This window comes from Rossellomorea vietnamensis (genome assembly GCF_025398035.1).
GTDB lineage: Bacteria > Bacillota > Bacilli > Bacillales > Bacillaceae_B > Rossellomorea > Rossellomorea vietnamensis_B.
The window spans coordinates 2,116,884-2,131,701 of the sequence record NZ_CP104558.1 but is presented as its reverse complement, the minus strand read 5'-3'; the positions used below and the strand labels follow the sequence as shown (position 1 = coordinate 2,131,701).

The window sequence follows — 14,818 nt, the reverse complement described above, 5'->3', positions numbered from 1 at the left end:
CTCTACCTGAGCCCAAACATCCCTTTCCCATCCTCCATACTGATCGGCAATGAAGAATGTTCGTGGGTGATGAGCCATGTATCCTTTACTTTTTCCAAGCAGAATGTAAAGCGGTTCGTCATCTGGCGAAGTTTCTCCCCCGATGCTTCTTTGTGGGCAGCAAATGTCACGGCACAGTGGGCAAAGGCAAGATGGGCATTTTCCTCCATCACCACATCCTGAAAGTCGACTTTCAGGATTTCTCCATCAGCCTTTAATCCGATAAACCACTCCGTCACATTCTCCTGCCATGAAGCAAGTCCGATACACTCCCATTTCCCCCAGCAGTCATAAATATGGACAGCGGGGTCATAGATGGAGAGGAAACTTTCGATATCTCTTTCGTGAATAGCATCTTTGTATTGTTCGAGCACGTCCTGGACAGTCATTTTCTCATCTCCTTTGATCTCATCTTAACTATTTCAAGACACTGAGGTAATTTCCCTCCTTTGATTTTTTGGAAAGAGGTTGTCATCACTCTGAACTTTGTATTAACATGATACTAAATTGGATTTGTTTTCCAAAAGAGTCAGGGGGGATTGAATGGAGCGTAAATTCGGTCGTTTTTTGATTGTTTTAGTAGCCATTACGTTAAGCGTCATCTTTATTTGCCATATTCCAGCACTTCTGTTTAAAGACATTCCGCCACCGGCTGATCAGCCTTTTGCAATGGAAACAAAGGAATTAGGATTTTTTCCAGGAAACTATTTCATTGAATTAAAGAAGACGTTTATTGAGCTGTTGCACTTTAAAGAGATCAGCTATATAGCACAGGGTACCAACGTCGAGAGGACGATTTTTCCGTACATACTGGAATCCTATACGTATTCACTTCTTCTCCTTTTTGTCTCACTTTTCATTGCGTTATTCTTCGCGGTTATTTTTACGACGGGAACGTTTTATTTACCCAGAAGGATGCAGGAAGCAGCGAAAACCTTTCTTACGGTTCTAGAGGCGCTGCCCGATGTATTCGTGATTTTCTCCTTGCAGCTGGGGGCCATTTGGGTATTTAAACATACGAATCTACTTGTGACAGAGCCCTATTCAGTATCCGGACAAAAGATCTATTTTCTGCCGATACTCACGCTGTCATTGATCCCCATGATTTATCTCTATAAAAATACGATCTTGATGTATGAGAATGAACTCGGTAAACCCTATGTCGAGCTTGGGGTGGCAAAGGGGATGGGGAAGCTGTACATCTTGGTACGGCATGTGTTTCCCAACGTCCTTTATTCCTTTTTTTATAACTTGAAATATATGTATCTACTGCTTCTATCCAACATGATCATCCTTGAATACATGTTTAACATCTACGGCATCTTACAATTCATGACCAATCATCCGAGTTACGAAATCATATTGGCCGGCTTGATCTTACTCACACTCCCATTGTCGATCGTCTTTTTCTTGATTCAATCATTTCTGCCGAAAGGAGTGATGTATGTTGATCAGAAGGCTATGTAAGCATGGAAGCCTTATAGTGGGTCTAGTGTTGCTGGTCCTTTTGTTAGGTACAAGCTATGTAAATACTCACTTCTTTAAAGAAGACATAGGAAAGATTTCACAAGAAGATTACTATAACAAAAAGCCACTCCCTCCCTCATGGGAACATCCTTTTGGCACTTCGACCGGCGGGATCGATATGTTTGATGCGACTTTAGGACAAACCATGACGACTCTGAAGTTTGCCCTTGTTGTCACAGGTGGGAGAATGCTTATTTCCATGGTATTGGGACTTCTTTACGGACTCCTTTATCGAAGGCTGAAATGGTTGGATGTTTTCATAGAAGGATTTCATTTTGTCCCGACTACGCTTCTCGCCTTTCTATTACTCTACAGTATGAGATTAATGGATTTTAATCTTTTTATGGGAGATCCCGACTTCAGGTGGACCATGACCACGTGGATCTTGATCGGAGTCGGCATCCCCTCATTATCGCAGCTGATCGGAAAAGAAACCTTTCTGGCCATGCAGCAGGAATTCATCCAGGGTGCCCGGGTGCTGGGAGGAAGACATCTTCACATTCTTGTAAAGCATGTCATTCCGAGCGTGAGAGGGAAGTTCCTGTTAATATTCAGCGGTCAAATGATTGCTGTATTGACCCTGATGATGCACGTGTCGATCCTTGGTTTTTATATTCCCGGGTGGACGGCATTCATCGGGAGCAACTACTATGAATTGATGCTGTCTCCATGGATCATTTTCTTCCCGGTCCTCATGTTGACCCTTCTGATTGTGTCACTGACCCTGGTGACAAACGGAGTCCGGACCCTTTTCGATGGAGATTATATGAGGAGAAGGTCATCTTTTCTTTCGGGTGATCGTGGTGTCCGGAATCATTCGACTAAAAATATTTCTTACTAACATATCTTGAACAATCGGTTGTGATATAAAAGGAGTGGGAAGCTATGACCACACATTTGAGTGATGATCTGAGGGGAATCGAGCAGCGTTTTAAAAAGGAAATCGAACCCTATCGATCGGATTTGTGGAAGTATTGCTATAAGTTAACCCGGTCGCCCTGGGATGCAGAGGATCTGGTGCAGGATACACTGTTCAAGTCCCTTGCCATCCTTGCCAAATTGCATCGGCCTGTAAAGATGAAATCGTATTTATTTAAGATTGCGACCAATCTGTGGATTGATCGTTATAGACGCAATCCTTATACGGTCCAGTCTTTGGAGGAAGAGATTCAGCCTGACCGCAAGTCAACTTTCGACTTTGACATAATGGATCACCTAGAGTTTCTCATGCAGCATGTGACTCCCCATCAATATGTCTCACTTCTACTCGCAGAGGTTTTCCAGTTCAAGGCAAGTGAGATTGCAGGCATGATATTGACGACGGAAGGGGCAGTATATACGAACCTGACGAGAGCAAGGTCGGTCCTTAGAAAAGCAAAGGAAAGGCAAGTGACAACCACACCTGCCCTTAATCCGGTTCCCAATGCGACCCTTAATACGTTATTGAATGGTTTCAGAAATAAGGATCCCGAGTTGATTGCTTCTGTGCTGAGTGAAAATGTCACAGTCAATATCGTTCACGCCGGAATTGAAATGGGCAGAGATGAAACGAAGGGGAATTCCCTCAAAGATTGGAAGGAAGTCGTCGATACGCAGCATCAAATCGTTGCCGAATATAGAATACTCTGGGGCAAGCAGGTCGTCGTCGAGATGGAGAGGAAGCTTGACGGAGATCTGTATCTCAATAATCTCCATTTAATCGAGACGGTTGGAGAGGAGATCACGCACTGGGCTTTCTATTGTTTTTCATGGGACTTGATGAAACAAGCCGCTGATGAGCTGAAGGTGAAATTGAATGCCACCTGTTTTTATCATATTTTTTAAATTCACCTGTAAGGTTTTGACCGTTTCCTGCGTTGTTATGGATGAAGACATTCAAATGATAAAGGAGCGGGAAAGCAATGCAAAGTCCGATTTTAAATCAAATCAATACGGTGTTCGTCCATGTCAGCAATCTGAAGGAATCCGTCCGATGGTACTCCGAGTTACTGGGACAGGCGTATGATATCGATCAGGTGGAAGATCCCGTCTACAACCTGGCTATCAATCATTTTACGGGATTGACCCTGGATGCAGGACCAGGGGGTGTCACGAAAGAGGCTGATCAGAGTAAGTACCCTCTCTTTAATTTTCACACTGAAAACATTGAAGAAGCCTATTCCTATGTAGAACGGTTGAAGTATGAAATTGTCTCTGACATCACAAGATTCGATGATTTTTCCTTCTTCATCATCCAGGATCCCGATGGCAATCGAGTGATGATTTGTACGGGATAATGAAAACAGGAATGTCCAGGATAATGGACATTCCTGTTATTATATTTTCAAATGGAGAACATGCTGAGGTCCTTTAGGTCCCACATATACTTCGGCTTCGTCGGTGAAGCCCGTCTTCAGGTAGAGACTGATGGCGGCTTTATTTCGTTTATTGACGCCAAGGACCACTTCGTCGGTCTCGGGAAGATGTTCCCTGATGAAACCTGGCAGCTGGTTCAGCCCCTCCTTGGCGATGCCTTGTCCCTGGTGTCTTGCATCGATAGAGAAAGAGGTTAAAAGTCTTGCGTTAGGGTTATTCGAATATTTACGGAGTTTATCCCCGTTCTCCAATGCAAAATAACCGACAGGTACGTCATCACGTAAGATCACGATGTGGCGGGTGTCTGGTGAGATGGTGGGCTTATGGATTTTATCAAGGGGCAGGCTCGTGAATTGGAGCTGCTCTTCCGGGAGATGGAAGTCCTTAAGCTGATGTTCATGGGTTTCGTTGTATAAGGCTAAAGTGATTGGCACGATAATTCCTCCGTTTAGTAGTATAAGGGAATTATAGTCTATTTAGAAAATTGGGACAAATTTTGATTGGAAGATAGTAGAAAATAAGCTAAAATAAGAACATACGTTTGAATAGGAGGGTACTAAATGAATGCAATTCAATTAATCATACTTAATTTGGAAGAAGTGAGACGGAGAAGCGTAAAGCTTTGGTCGGGCATTCCAAAGGACTTTTTACATTGGAAACCAGATGGTGAGGCCATGTCTTGTATCGAGATGGTTCGTCATGTGTTGGAAAGTGAACATTATTATCACATGGCGTTAATCAATGGAGGGAGTTTAAGGGAATACGAATCACCCTTTGCAGGTAAGCCGTACATTTCAGTGGAAAACGAGTTGGAGCTTGCCGGGCCGTTCAGAAAGAGTTTCCTGGAATATGTGTCGGAATTGAACGAAGAATCGTTATCTGCAGTTAAGATTGATCGTTCCGATGTAGGTTATGTGAGGGAAATGGGCGACATGCTGATGAGAATCGCTTATCACGAATCCGTTCACGCCGGTCAGTTATTAGATTACTTACGAACAGGTGGGATTACGAGGGCGAATCTCTGGGATTAGGGGGAGAATGGAATATGAATGATACTGATTATAAGGTGGTTTGGAATCTCGACAGCATTTTCAACGGAGGAAGCGCATCACCCGAATTAGAAGACCATATGAAACAGACGAAAGCCAGGGTTTCCGAGCTGGAAGAGCTGATGCAGAAAGTGGAGCTGGATCCAGATCAACTGGGGAATGTTCTTGATCGGCTAAGAGAGATAAAGGTGTCGATATCACAGATGAGATCATTTGCCATCTGTCTGCTTTCGGTGGATCCGGACGACCAGGGAGCGCAATTTTATAGAGGGGAAACGACGGCTCTTCAATCAAGTTATGACTCTATCACGAGTGACTTGAAGAGAATGTTAGCTTCCATAGAGGAAGTGGTATGGGGATGTCTGCTTACTTCAGAGAATCTTAAGGATTACCGGTTCATACTGAACGAGTGGCGGGAAGAAGCGGTGCGGGAGCCTTCTAAGGAAGTATTAGATCTCATGGCAGACGGATACCACGCATGGGGCCAATTGTATCAGTCGTTCATGAGCAGCATCAAGGTAAGGGTGAGAGGAGAGGAGCTTTCGGTTGGACAGGCCATTAATCTCAGAACCCATGCCGATGAGTCGATAAGAAAAAAATCTCATGAAGCGCTGGTGGCAAAATGGACCGAGCAAGAGGGACAGTTCGCTCAGATCCTGAATCATCTGGCAGGCTTCAGATTGAATATGTATAAGAGCATGGGCGTCGAGGATGTTCTTCAGATTCCTCTTGCTCAAAACCGGATGAAGCCGGAAACGCTGGATGCGATGCTTTCTGTGATGGATAAGTATAAAGAGCCGTTTGCGGAATATCTGAATGTCAAGGCAGGGATGAATGGCGATGCCAAAATGAAGTCCTATCACTTCTGGTCCCCGATGAATCATGACCATCAAGGAATGGAGTACGGAGAAGCAGCCGAGTTGATCGAGGAGCGGTTTCGTGCATTCGGAGCAGAAATGGGGGAGTTTGCGGATACCGCATTCCGTGAAGGGTGGGTCGAAGCGGAAAATCGTCCCGGTAAGTCGGCGGTTCCCATTTGTGCCGGGTTTCCGTTGACGGGGGAGTCAAGGGTGTTTATGACGTTCCCGGGTACATTTAAAGGCGTGCTGACCCTTGTACATGAACTGGGCCATGCCTTTCATAACCATGCCATGAAACAGGTAAACGGGATGAACAAATCGTATCCCATGAATTTGGCGGAAACGGCGTCCACCTTCGCAGAGATGATCATCCTTGAAGCGGCCATGGACCAGGCGGCGACTGACGAAGAGAAGCTGTTCCTTCTAGATGAGAAATTGAAGAGGAGCGTCATGAACTTTATGAATCTGCATGCGAGATTCATTTTTGAGAAACAGGTTCACGAAGAACGGAGAAAAGGATTTATACCTGCCGCACGTCTGAACGAGCTGATGGGGTCGGCCATGAAAGAGGGGTATGCTGGAGCCCTTGATGAGGTCCCTGTTCATTCGTGGATATGGACGCCCCATTTTTATAAAACGGAATCTCCTTTCTATAACTTTCCGTACACATTTGGTTATTTACTGGCCCTCCATCTTTTCGCCAGGGCGAAGGAAACAGGAAAAGGATTCGAGGACGATTATATGGCTCTCCTGCGGGATTCAGGCAGCATGTCGGCAGAAGAACTCGTCATGAAGCATTTGGGGGAAGACATTACGAAGGAATCCTTTTGGGAAAAAGGGATGGAGCTGTGCGTGAAGGATAGTGAGGAATTTGTGAGATTGGCGAAGTTACAGTGAAGCAGCTTCAACTGCTCATAGCGCTTCCCTCTATTCTGTTATTAAGTGTGGCTTTGTTTTTTCACCTCGATTTCCTCTTCTATCTTTCGTTGGCCGGGATCTTTCTGGCCATGATGATCAAACAATTCAGCATGCGTGGGCAGATGTATGAAATGAGGCATCCAGACGGTGTAGAAGAAGATGGTACAGAAATCGATGTCAGCGGAGAAGAATAATAGTTGGGAGAAGGAGTAAATCCATGGATAAAATCTTACATACCATAGCCGATCGATTGACGAAGCAGGAAGGGAAAATGGTCATCGGCATCTCAGGACACGGTGCTTCTGGTAAAACGACATTTGCGAAGAAACTGTTGGCGCTGCTTGGCGAAGTCAATTATATCAACACTGACCCTTATATCGTGAGTTCGGCAGTAAGGAAGCATTCTTTCATAGAGTATGAATATAAGAACGAAAAGCATCAGTCCAAAATGACCGCATGTCATCCGGACGCTCATCATTTATTCGCCCTAGATCGGGACATCAGGATGGTGCGGGAGGGAATGGATTTGTACACGTTGGACGTACCATATGAACCGAGCCGGCTCATTTCTTCCCAAAACAACCTGACGATTGTAGAAGGGATGTCCGTCGCGTTCAGCAAACCGGATTTATACGATCTGAAAATATACTTCTACACAGATGGGGAGACAGAGCTCAAGAGAAGGGGTATCCGCGACATAAACGAAAGAGGGATGGAAGAGGATTATCTACGAAAGACCCATGACGAGCGAAGGGTTCAATATGAAGTCTTCATGCATCCGAAGAGTGAGCATTTTGATGTGGTGGTTAGGAATTCGGATAAGGGGTGTTGGGTGAAGAAAAATTCTTTAAAAATGAAATAGTGATTGAGGATAATGGTTTATTTTGACATAATTGGTATTAGTAAAATATACGATTAAGCGATGGGGTGGTGGAAGAGTTGAAGAGACCAATTGGTGTATCCCTAATTGGATATTTCTATCTGTTTGGAGCAGTGGTGTTAGTATTCACCGCCATTTTTTATCAGGCAGATGCTGACGCCATCAGCATTTCGGAACGCTTTGGTGTATCGATCCTTCCTGAACGGATGATGAGAGTAGTATTGGCACTGTTTTCTCTGTTGATGGTGTATGGATACATGAAGTTGAAAAGATGGGGATTCTGGTTGTTCGTCTCGTACTCAGTGCTGTTTGGCGTGATCAGTTCGGTTATCGCAACGAACCATCCTCAACAACCATTTATAGGGAATGTTGTATTTTCGGTGATTGTCTTGATCTATACGGTTTATGTGAGAGGGGCATTTTTCACGACTGCTGGAAGGGGTCAGCCTATATAAAACAAGTGGTTTTAAGTAACGGGGGGTTATCGTAGAAGGTAAGCTCCTTTTAATATAAGGGGGAAGCATGATGACACAACAAACATACACACCGCCTAAACATATCGTTTCAGCGGCTACGATTGTTATTAATGAAAACCGGGAAATCTTATTAATAAAGGGACCAAGACGTGGTTGGGAAATGCCCGGCGGTCAGGTGGAAGAAGGGGAATCCTTAAAAGATGCGGCAATCAGGGAGACGAAAGAGGAGACAGGTATTGATATAGAACTGCTGGCTTTTTGCGGAGTATTTCAGAATGTGAAACGGTCCATCTGTAATACCTTATTTCTCGCAAAGCCTGTTGGAGGAGTACCGACTACTTCTTCTGAAAGTCTGGAGGTAGCATTTTTTCCGATTGACGAGGCGCTCAACATGGTGACGCATTCGAATTTTAGAGAGCGGATCGAGTACTGTTTGGATGAGAGTCAGCATCCGTTTTTTGTGGAGTTTTAGAAAACGTCGGATATTACCTGAAGTAAGGGGAACTTAAAATGAGTTCAGTTGAAAAAATATCAAGGTTGACCCAGATGCAACGCTTCCTTGACCAGATAAAGGTAGATGTGACAAGAGATAGAGAAAAACTATTCATGGAAACGTTCCAGCTTCCAAAAGAGGAGCTTGATACCAGATTATTTTTCGGAATGTTTGATCTTCATTCAGATATAGATTCTTTAAAGCAGCAATTAAATAGAATAAGTCTATGTGATTACGAGTCATATATACAAAACGAATTGACAAGATTACAAGCAAAATATCCTTCAGGTAAACCGATCCAATTTGAATTGTTTATTTTAGATCAGCATGATGAATTTGTGAAAAAAAAGCTTGGCGGGGTTTCTGCCTATACAGAATGGAACGGCCATATGTGCTTTATCGTGGGAGCGGATGAAGGTGTGAGAGACACATTGAAGTCGGTAATTTTTCACGAGTACCATCATCACTGGAGAATGAGTAAACTCAATATGACCGAAGGAAATGAGACGCTGCTGGACCGATTGGTTTTAGAAGGATTGGCTGAGCATTTTGTAAGAATTGAATTGGGTGATGCTTTCCTGGGTCCTTATAAAAGTGTGCTCTCAGAAAAAGAAGCACAAAAACTGTGGGACACAACGTTTAGGCATCATATCCATGATAGAGGAAACAGAACAGATTCCTACATGTTTGGGGATAAAGAAATGCAACTCCCTTTTTGGGGTGGATATTCACTAGGCTATCACCTAGTGGAGTGGTATTTGAATGAAAATAGTGAATGGAAGATAGAGGAGCTTACAGAGCTGCCTTCAAAATCATTCATAGTAAAGAGGTGATAAAAATGAATAAAGACGCCATGAAATCCAACCTCTTTGACAGGTTCAGTATTTCCGGTGCCGATTTTCTTGGTGCCGGTATGGAAGCGGAAGTATATGCCTTAGATGATGAGAGAGTATTGAAAGTATATAATGATTTGTCTGATGCACCGAGACAAGAGAGATTAAGGAAATTCTATGCCGGACTAAAGGCGGATCAATTGAGCTATGAGCTCCCCTATATTCACGAGATCTTAGTAGAGAATGGAATGTTAGTGACGATTGAAAAGAGGATGCAGGGAAGCGATTTGCAAAGCAAGCTTGCGGGGATGACCCATGACGAGCAGACAAACATGATGAAAAAGTATCTTCAGGCAAATCTGGAACTGCAATCCCTTCAAGGAAAATCAACAATGGAAGGATTCCAACTATTTCTTGACCACCGTATGTCATCAGGCAGGATGGATAATTGGTATGACCTATTAAGTGAAACGATAAAGCTTAAACAGCCAGAGTTGAAACCTTATTTTGAGAGGGATGTCCGGGATTATGAGGGAAAGCTTGCTCTTACTATGGAAAGACTTGCATCGGGGTATCAAGGGGACTATTCCATCATCCATGGAGACTTCTACCCTGGGAATATCTTAATCAATGAGAAAAATGAGGTAACAGGGCTGATTGATTTTGGAATGCTGACCATGTATGGGGATTATCTGTTTGATGTGGCGATCGGATGGGTGTGCCTGGATATGTATAATCAACTGAATGCTAGTCTACCCGAGAGGTACTTGGACATCATTGTTTCCACTTTGGGAGAAGGGGTAAGGAAAGATTTATATTTCTATGTACTAATCTATAGTTTGATGACAGCGAATCTTTATTCTCCGACGTGTGAGGATGGTCATTATCGGTGGTGTGTGGAGAATTTGAATCGTGAAGAGTATTGGGAAGTTATCTAATCCACTCGTCTGTGACCTCGTTTTGACTGGAATTTGAAACTTTTTACAATCCCCGAACGTAAGTATAAATAATACGAGGGGGAATCAAAATGAAAAAATTCTTCACAAGAACATCTTTAGTGACGGCCGTGATCCTTGCCGTTGCGATTTGGATCGGGAGTCTTCTGTTATCATTTTCTTTCGGGGAATGGAGCTTTTTCATCGGTCTTGGATTAACAGTGGGACTTTTCTTTTTTAATAGCAGTGGCGGTGCGTTATCCAAAAACGCTACACTCGGAGCAAGTCAGGCAGGGTGGAAGATTCAGAAGGATAATGAGCTGAAATCCAATGTAGGATCGGTGTTTTATGGTGTCCTTTTGTTTACGGTTGTTAGTTTTGTTGTGATGATGGTGACTTATTTTTAGATCGGAGTGACGGCATGATTTACTTTAAGGGTACCCCTGTTTTAAGAACAAATCGACTGAATCTTAGAAAGTTGTGCATGGACGATACGCAAAGAGCCTTTGATCACTGGCTATCTGATGAACGGATTTCCGATCATCGTGTCAGTCCTGCGCACAAGACCATTGCTGAAACACATAAGCGGATGGAGAAGACTGTGGATGGGTACGTTTCAAAAGAGTTTTGTCACTGGGGAATCGAACTCAAGGATGGTAGTGGCCTGATCGGAGAGATTGATTTATATGATTTTGATTCCTCTACAGGAAACTGTGAGGTCAGTTATTCCATTGGATATGATTGGTGGAATAAGGGGTATGGGACCGAGGCGTTGAAAGCCGTGGTGGAATTTGCCTTTATTCACATGAATGTACACAAATTATCCGCCGCCCATAATACGGATAATCCCGCTTCAGGCAGGATCATGGAAAAAGCCGGGATGAAGCAGGAAGGCGTCATCCGGCATATGATCAGGAATGCAAAGGATCAATATAAGGACTGTGCGGTGTATGGACTTCTGCGTGAAGAATATCTTCTCCAGAGGGAAGGGGACGTATGAAAAGGATAGCCATTGATATGGATGAAGTAATCGCTGACTTACATAAAAAGCACCTGAATATATTTAATGATAAATATAATGAGAGTTTGACTCCAGAAGACTTACAGGGGACCAGACTATGGAAAATACGTCCCCATGATGCCGATGACATCCTTTCGTATATAGATGATCCCGATTTCTTCAGGGATTTGGAAGTGATGGAAGGGAGTCAGGAAGTGATCAAAGAGCTGAGTGAATCCTATGAAATTTACATCACGACTGCTGCAATGGAGCATCCCACTTCTTTTACGGCAAAATACGAATGGCTAAAAGAACATTTCCCGTTTCTATCAGACTTACAATTTGTCTTCTGCGGTAACAAAAGCATTATTCATGCAGACTATTTAATAGACGACAGCCCAAGGCATTTTAAAGACTTTAAGGGGGAAGGGATATTGTTTTCAGCTCCTCATAACCGGTATGAGTCGGGATATGTACGCGTAGAGAATTGGAATGAAGTGAGGTCGTTCTTTTTATCATAAGTCCTGATTTTTTAATAAGGAGGAGTAAAGCATATGTTCAAGAAATTAGCCATCCTATTTATCCTGCTCTTCTCCTTTGGACAGACGGCTTATGCAAAGTCCTATAGTATCGATGAAGTTCAGATCCGTGCGTGGATCCAGCCGAATGGAAATCTGCTGGTGAATGAATTATTCACGTACACGTTTGATGGAAAGTACAACAGTATCAGAAGGGCCATACATGAGGATCACCATGAGGGAGTGCAGTGGTTTAAAGCCTCTGAACTGATCAATGATGAGGCGGAGCTTGGCTTCATTGAAAATAGGGATATTCGTCAGCTTGATGTGAAACGGGAGGATGGTACGTATCGTTCACCATTCCCCGTGGAGGACGCCACGAAGACCATTTTATTTGCGTATGAGTTGAAGGCTGCCGTGAAATCGTATGATTCATACAGCGATGTGACGGTTCCTTTTTTCGGAACAGATACTAATCATGATATTGATTTACATAATGTGACGATTGATTTCGTTTTTCCTGAAAAACTCGACCCGGCGGAGTATCATGCTTTCTTTCATGGTCCAAAGGGGAAGGTGGAAGATGAGGGGCCAGAGGTGGTGCGCTTTACAACGCCTGTTTCCGATATGTACACCTTAACGGAAACTAGGCTGCTCTTCCCGTCTTCAGTCATGAGTGAGCAGGAAAAGACCGCTGCTCCAAAATCATTGGAAGCGGCCATTCAGGAAGAAGAAGACCGTGTGGCCCTTGTCGCTCACAGGGAAGCTCAAATGAAAACATACAATAAAGTGCTGGGTGGGCTCGCACTCACCCTAGGTGCCGTTTTATTCATCATGATGCTTGGATTCATGATTGGCCGAATAAAAGGAAGTGGGAGAACGAGGGATGTACTGGAGTCGGATCCCCTTCTTTTATATATGGTCCACAGGCGGGGGAAGTTCACCCACGGAGCATTGATGGCAGGGCTGTACTCCCTGGTGGAAAGAGGGAAGGCGACGGTCCGTAAACAAAAGGCGACGACCCGTTTTCTCAGCGATGCCAGGTCACCGGATGAGACCTTGTTCTTTACCCTAACCTCTGAAAGTCAATTATCGGCGATGGAAGAAAAGCTGGTGTCCTGGATTTTTAAAAGAAGAGGGAAGAACGGTTCCGCATCCTTTGCCATGACCGATCTTGCCGGGGCGACAAAGAGTGAGAAAGATCTCAGCCGCCATGTGAAAAAGTATCATACAAAAGTCAAGACGCTAAAGGAACAGGAAAGAGAATGGTTTGCCGAAGTGTTGAAAGAAGCCAAGGAAGCGGGACTTCTGCATGACCGGTGGTTCCACTTCGTTACGAAGCTTGCACCACTTTCTGTTGTGCTTGGAACTTTATGTGCCTATCACTTTGACATGAAATCGATGTTTGCCATGTGGTTTTATGGAATCATTGGTTGTGGGTCCCTTGTATTACTATGGTGGAAGAATGAAAAGAAGTGGCCGGCACTTGTTTTTGGTGTGATTTCATTTTTTGCGATTGCTCAACTCAAGGATGAAACCTCCTTCTTTCTCCTGTTTTTGTGCCTTTTAATAACGTTATTTCTCTTATTCTTCGTCCCTCGCCATACGTTGTCGGGAGCGGCACTTGATGTAAAAGCGGGCATCCGTCGATTCCGAAAACAGGTGAAGAGAGAAGGGTACCCGAAAGGAAACGGGGAGGAGATGGATAAGTGGATGGTCCGGACCCTCCTGTTTGAACGAAAGAGGAAACTGAAAAGGATATCGAGTGAAGGCATGGAAGACAGTACATTGTTTTCAGCAGCCCCCCTTACAGCCCTTATCCTATCGGGACAGGATCCTCATGAGTTTCTGACGAATTCATGGAAGTGGAGCGGTCCCCCTCCTAGCACGTCTTCCGGTTCCTCTGACGGTGGATTTTCCGGAGGAGGCGGAGGATTTGACGGCGGTGGAGGTGGAGGTGCCGGTGCAGATTGACCAATAGCGGTTTACGAAAGGGGAAACGCCCATGTCAAAGGATACCTTGACTACTGTCATCACCCTGGGTATTTTGTCAACGATAGCGGGATTTATCATGCTTTTCTTTAATGTTTATTTTGGAAATGCCAGTGCCGAGTCATGGTTAATCAATAATGGAAGCGACGGTCTAAACTATAACGTTATTTTAAAAGGATATATGAATACTTATTTGGTGGGAGGAAGCATCTTATTTGTGATGGGCGTGTTGGCTACTTTCTTCGGATATCATCAGCTTGAATTGAAAAAAGCAAGTGACTTACAGCTAGATGAAAGCATTCAGGATCGGGAGGAAGAAAAGTGATAAAAACGATAGAGAAAACCATGAAAGAAATCATCTTTGTCACCACCAACAAAGGGAAAATTGCTTCTGCCCAAAAGGAGTTGGCGAACATAAAGGTGTTGCCGATTGAAGCAGAATTAAATGAACCGAGAAGTGATGATATCAAGGAAATCGCAAAACAAAAAGTATTGCAGGCATACTCCATCGTGAAGAAGCCATGCATTGCCCTGGATTCCGGCTTTTTCATCCCGACATTGAATGGTTTCCCGAGGGCATATGTGAATCACATGCTGGACACGATCGGCATCGAGGGGATTTTAAAACTGATGCTTGGGGAGAAGAATAGAGCATGTGAATTCAGGTCCTGTCTGGCTTACTACGACGGGGAGGAAATGAGATTCTTTGAGAGTAAGTCTCCTGGCGTCATCGCAGAAAAAATACGAGGATCCGAGAATGTGAATAGCTGGTCGGACCTATGGTATATCTTTATTCCAGACCATTTTCATAAAACGATGGCTGAGTTTGGTGAAGGGGATTTCTTCGAATACAATCGGCTGAAAGAGGATTCGGGTATGAAGAAGTTTGGGGAATGGTATTCGGGATCACGGTAGGGGGATGATGGGGCTATTACTCTATTCA

At 44.0% G+C, this 14,818-nt stretch carries 20 protein-coding genes; 18 read left to right on the top strand and 2 right to left on the bottom strand.

Annotated features, from left to right (window positions below; all coding sequences use genetic code 11):
• Positions 1–2: 2 nt before the first annotated feature.
• On the bottom strand, positions 3–428 hold the full coding sequence (locus N5C46_RS11095; RefSeq protein WP_261752137.1) for a YybH family protein: 426 nt from the start codon (positions 426–428) through the stop codon (positions 3–5).
• Between the two features lie 154 nt (positions 429–582).
• On the opposite strand from N5C46_RS11095, the gene N5C46_RS11090 reads away from it, so the two are divergent.
• The 4 genes from N5C46_RS11090 (at position 583) to N5C46_RS11075 (ending at position 3,842) form a co-directional block, all read left to right on the top strand.
• Positions 583–1,506: an ABC transporter permease subunit gene (locus N5C46_RS11090; protein ID WP_261752136.1), complete on the top strand. Its 924-nt coding sequence runs from the start codon at positions 583–585 to the stop codon at positions 1,504–1,506.
• Complete coding sequence (locus N5C46_RS11085; RefSeq protein WP_261752135.1) at positions 1,487–2,407, top strand: ABC transporter permease subunit; 921 nt, start codon at positions 1,487–1,489, stop codon at positions 2,405–2,407. The genes N5C46_RS11090 and N5C46_RS11085 overlap by 20 nt, the downstream gene beginning before the upstream one ends.
• A gap of 44 nt (positions 2,408–2,451) precedes the next feature.
• Positions 2,452–3,390 carry an RNA polymerase sigma factor gene (locus tag N5C46_RS11080; protein ID WP_261752134.1) on the top strand — a complete coding sequence of 313 codons (939 nt, stop codon included), beginning with the start codon at positions 2,452–2,454 and terminating at the stop codon, positions 3,388–3,390.
• A gap of 77 nt (positions 3,391–3,467) precedes the next feature.
• Positions 3,468–3,842, top strand: a complete 375-nt coding sequence (locus N5C46_RS11075; RefSeq protein WP_261752132.1) for a VOC family protein — start codon at positions 3,468–3,470, stop codon at positions 3,840–3,842.
• A 39-nt stretch (positions 3,843–3,881) separates the two neighbouring features.
• On the opposite strand, the gene N5C46_RS11070 is transcribed toward N5C46_RS11075, so the two are convergent.
• Entirely contained in the window at positions 3,882–4,355 is a 474-nt protein-coding gene (locus N5C46_RS11070; RefSeq protein WP_261752131.1) for a GNAT family N-acetyltransferase, read from the bottom strand.
• Between the two features lie 126 nt (positions 4,356–4,481).
• Between N5C46_RS11070 and N5C46_RS11065 the strand changes: the two genes are divergently transcribed.
• From N5C46_RS11065 to N5C46_RS11000, 14 genes are all read left to right on the top strand, one after another.
• The gene (locus N5C46_RS11065; protein WP_261752130.1) at positions 4,482–4,952 is read left to right on the top strand and encodes a DinB family protein; all 471 of its coding nucleotides are present in this window, start codon (positions 4,482–4,484) and stop codon (positions 4,950–4,952) included.
• 14 nt (positions 4,953–4,966) lie between these two features.
• Positions 4,967–6,727, top strand: a complete 1,761-nt coding sequence (locus N5C46_RS11060) for a M3 family oligoendopeptidase (RefSeq protein WP_261752128.1) — start codon at positions 4,967–4,969, stop codon at positions 6,725–6,727.
• Entirely contained in the window at positions 6,724–6,942 is a 219-nt protein-coding gene (locus N5C46_RS11055) for a hypothetical protein (RefSeq protein ID WP_261752127.1), read from the top strand. The genes N5C46_RS11060 and N5C46_RS11055 overlap by 4 nt, the downstream gene beginning before the upstream one ends.
• Positions 6,943–6,965: 23 nt before the next feature.
• On the top strand, positions 6,966–7,610 hold the full coding sequence (locus N5C46_RS11050) for a uridine kinase family protein (RefSeq protein ID WP_261752126.1): 645 nt from the start codon (positions 6,966–6,968) through the stop codon (positions 7,608–7,610).
• Positions 7,611–7,687: 77 nt separating this feature from the next.
• Positions 7,688–8,083 carry a hypothetical protein gene (locus tag N5C46_RS11045; protein WP_261752125.1) on the top strand — a complete coding sequence of 132 codons (396 nt, stop codon included), beginning with the start codon at positions 7,688–7,690 and terminating at the stop codon, positions 8,081–8,083.
• A 67-nt stretch (positions 8,084–8,150) separates the two neighbouring features.
• Positions 8,151–8,576 carry an NUDIX hydrolase gene (locus N5C46_RS11040; RefSeq protein ID WP_261752124.1) on the top strand — a complete coding sequence of 142 codons (426 nt, stop codon included), beginning with the start codon at positions 8,151–8,153 and terminating at the stop codon, positions 8,574–8,576.
• 38 nt (positions 8,577–8,614) lie between these two features.
• Complete coding sequence (locus N5C46_RS11035; RefSeq protein WP_261752123.1) at positions 8,615–9,430, top strand: DUF2268 domain-containing protein; 816 nt, start codon at positions 8,615–8,617, stop codon at positions 9,428–9,430.
• Positions 9,431–9,435: 5 nt separating this feature from the next.
• Positions 9,436–10,368 (top strand): aminoglycoside phosphotransferase family protein, encoded by a 933-nt coding sequence (locus N5C46_RS11030; RefSeq protein ID WP_261752122.1) that lies wholly within the window; start codon positions 9,436–9,438, stop codon positions 10,366–10,368.
• An 89-nt stretch (positions 10,369–10,457) separates the two neighbouring features.
• Entirely contained in the window at positions 10,458–10,772 is a 315-nt protein-coding gene (locus N5C46_RS11025) for a hypothetical protein (protein ID WP_261752121.1), read from the top strand.
• Positions 10,773–10,786: 14 nt separating this feature from the next.
• Positions 10,787–11,365, top strand: a complete 579-nt coding sequence (locus tag N5C46_RS11020; RefSeq protein ID WP_261752120.1) for a GNAT family N-acetyltransferase — start codon at positions 10,787–10,789, stop codon at positions 11,363–11,365.
• Positions 11,362–11,886: a 5' nucleotidase, NT5C type gene (locus tag N5C46_RS11015; RefSeq protein WP_261752119.1), complete on the top strand. Its 525-nt coding sequence runs from the start codon at positions 11,362–11,364 to the stop codon at positions 11,884–11,886. Before N5C46_RS11020 ends, N5C46_RS11015 begins: the two co-directional genes overlap by 4 nt.
• A gap of 33 nt (positions 11,887–11,919) precedes the next feature.
• Entirely contained in the window at positions 11,920–13,857 is a 1,938-nt protein-coding gene (locus N5C46_RS11010) for a DUF2207 domain-containing protein (RefSeq protein ID WP_261752118.1), read from the top strand.
• Positions 13,858–13,888: 31 nt separating this feature from the next.
• Complete coding sequence (locus N5C46_RS11005; RefSeq protein ID WP_261752117.1) at positions 13,889–14,200, top strand: hypothetical protein; 312 nt, start codon at positions 13,889–13,891, stop codon at positions 14,198–14,200.
• Positions 14,197–14,790, top strand: coding sequence for a non-canonical purine NTP pyrophosphatase (locus N5C46_RS11000; protein ID WP_261752116.1), 594 nt, complete (start codon positions 14,197–14,199; stop codon positions 14,788–14,790). Before N5C46_RS11005 ends, N5C46_RS11000 begins: the two co-directional genes overlap by 4 nt.
• Positions 14,791–14,818: the final 28 nt, after the last annotated feature.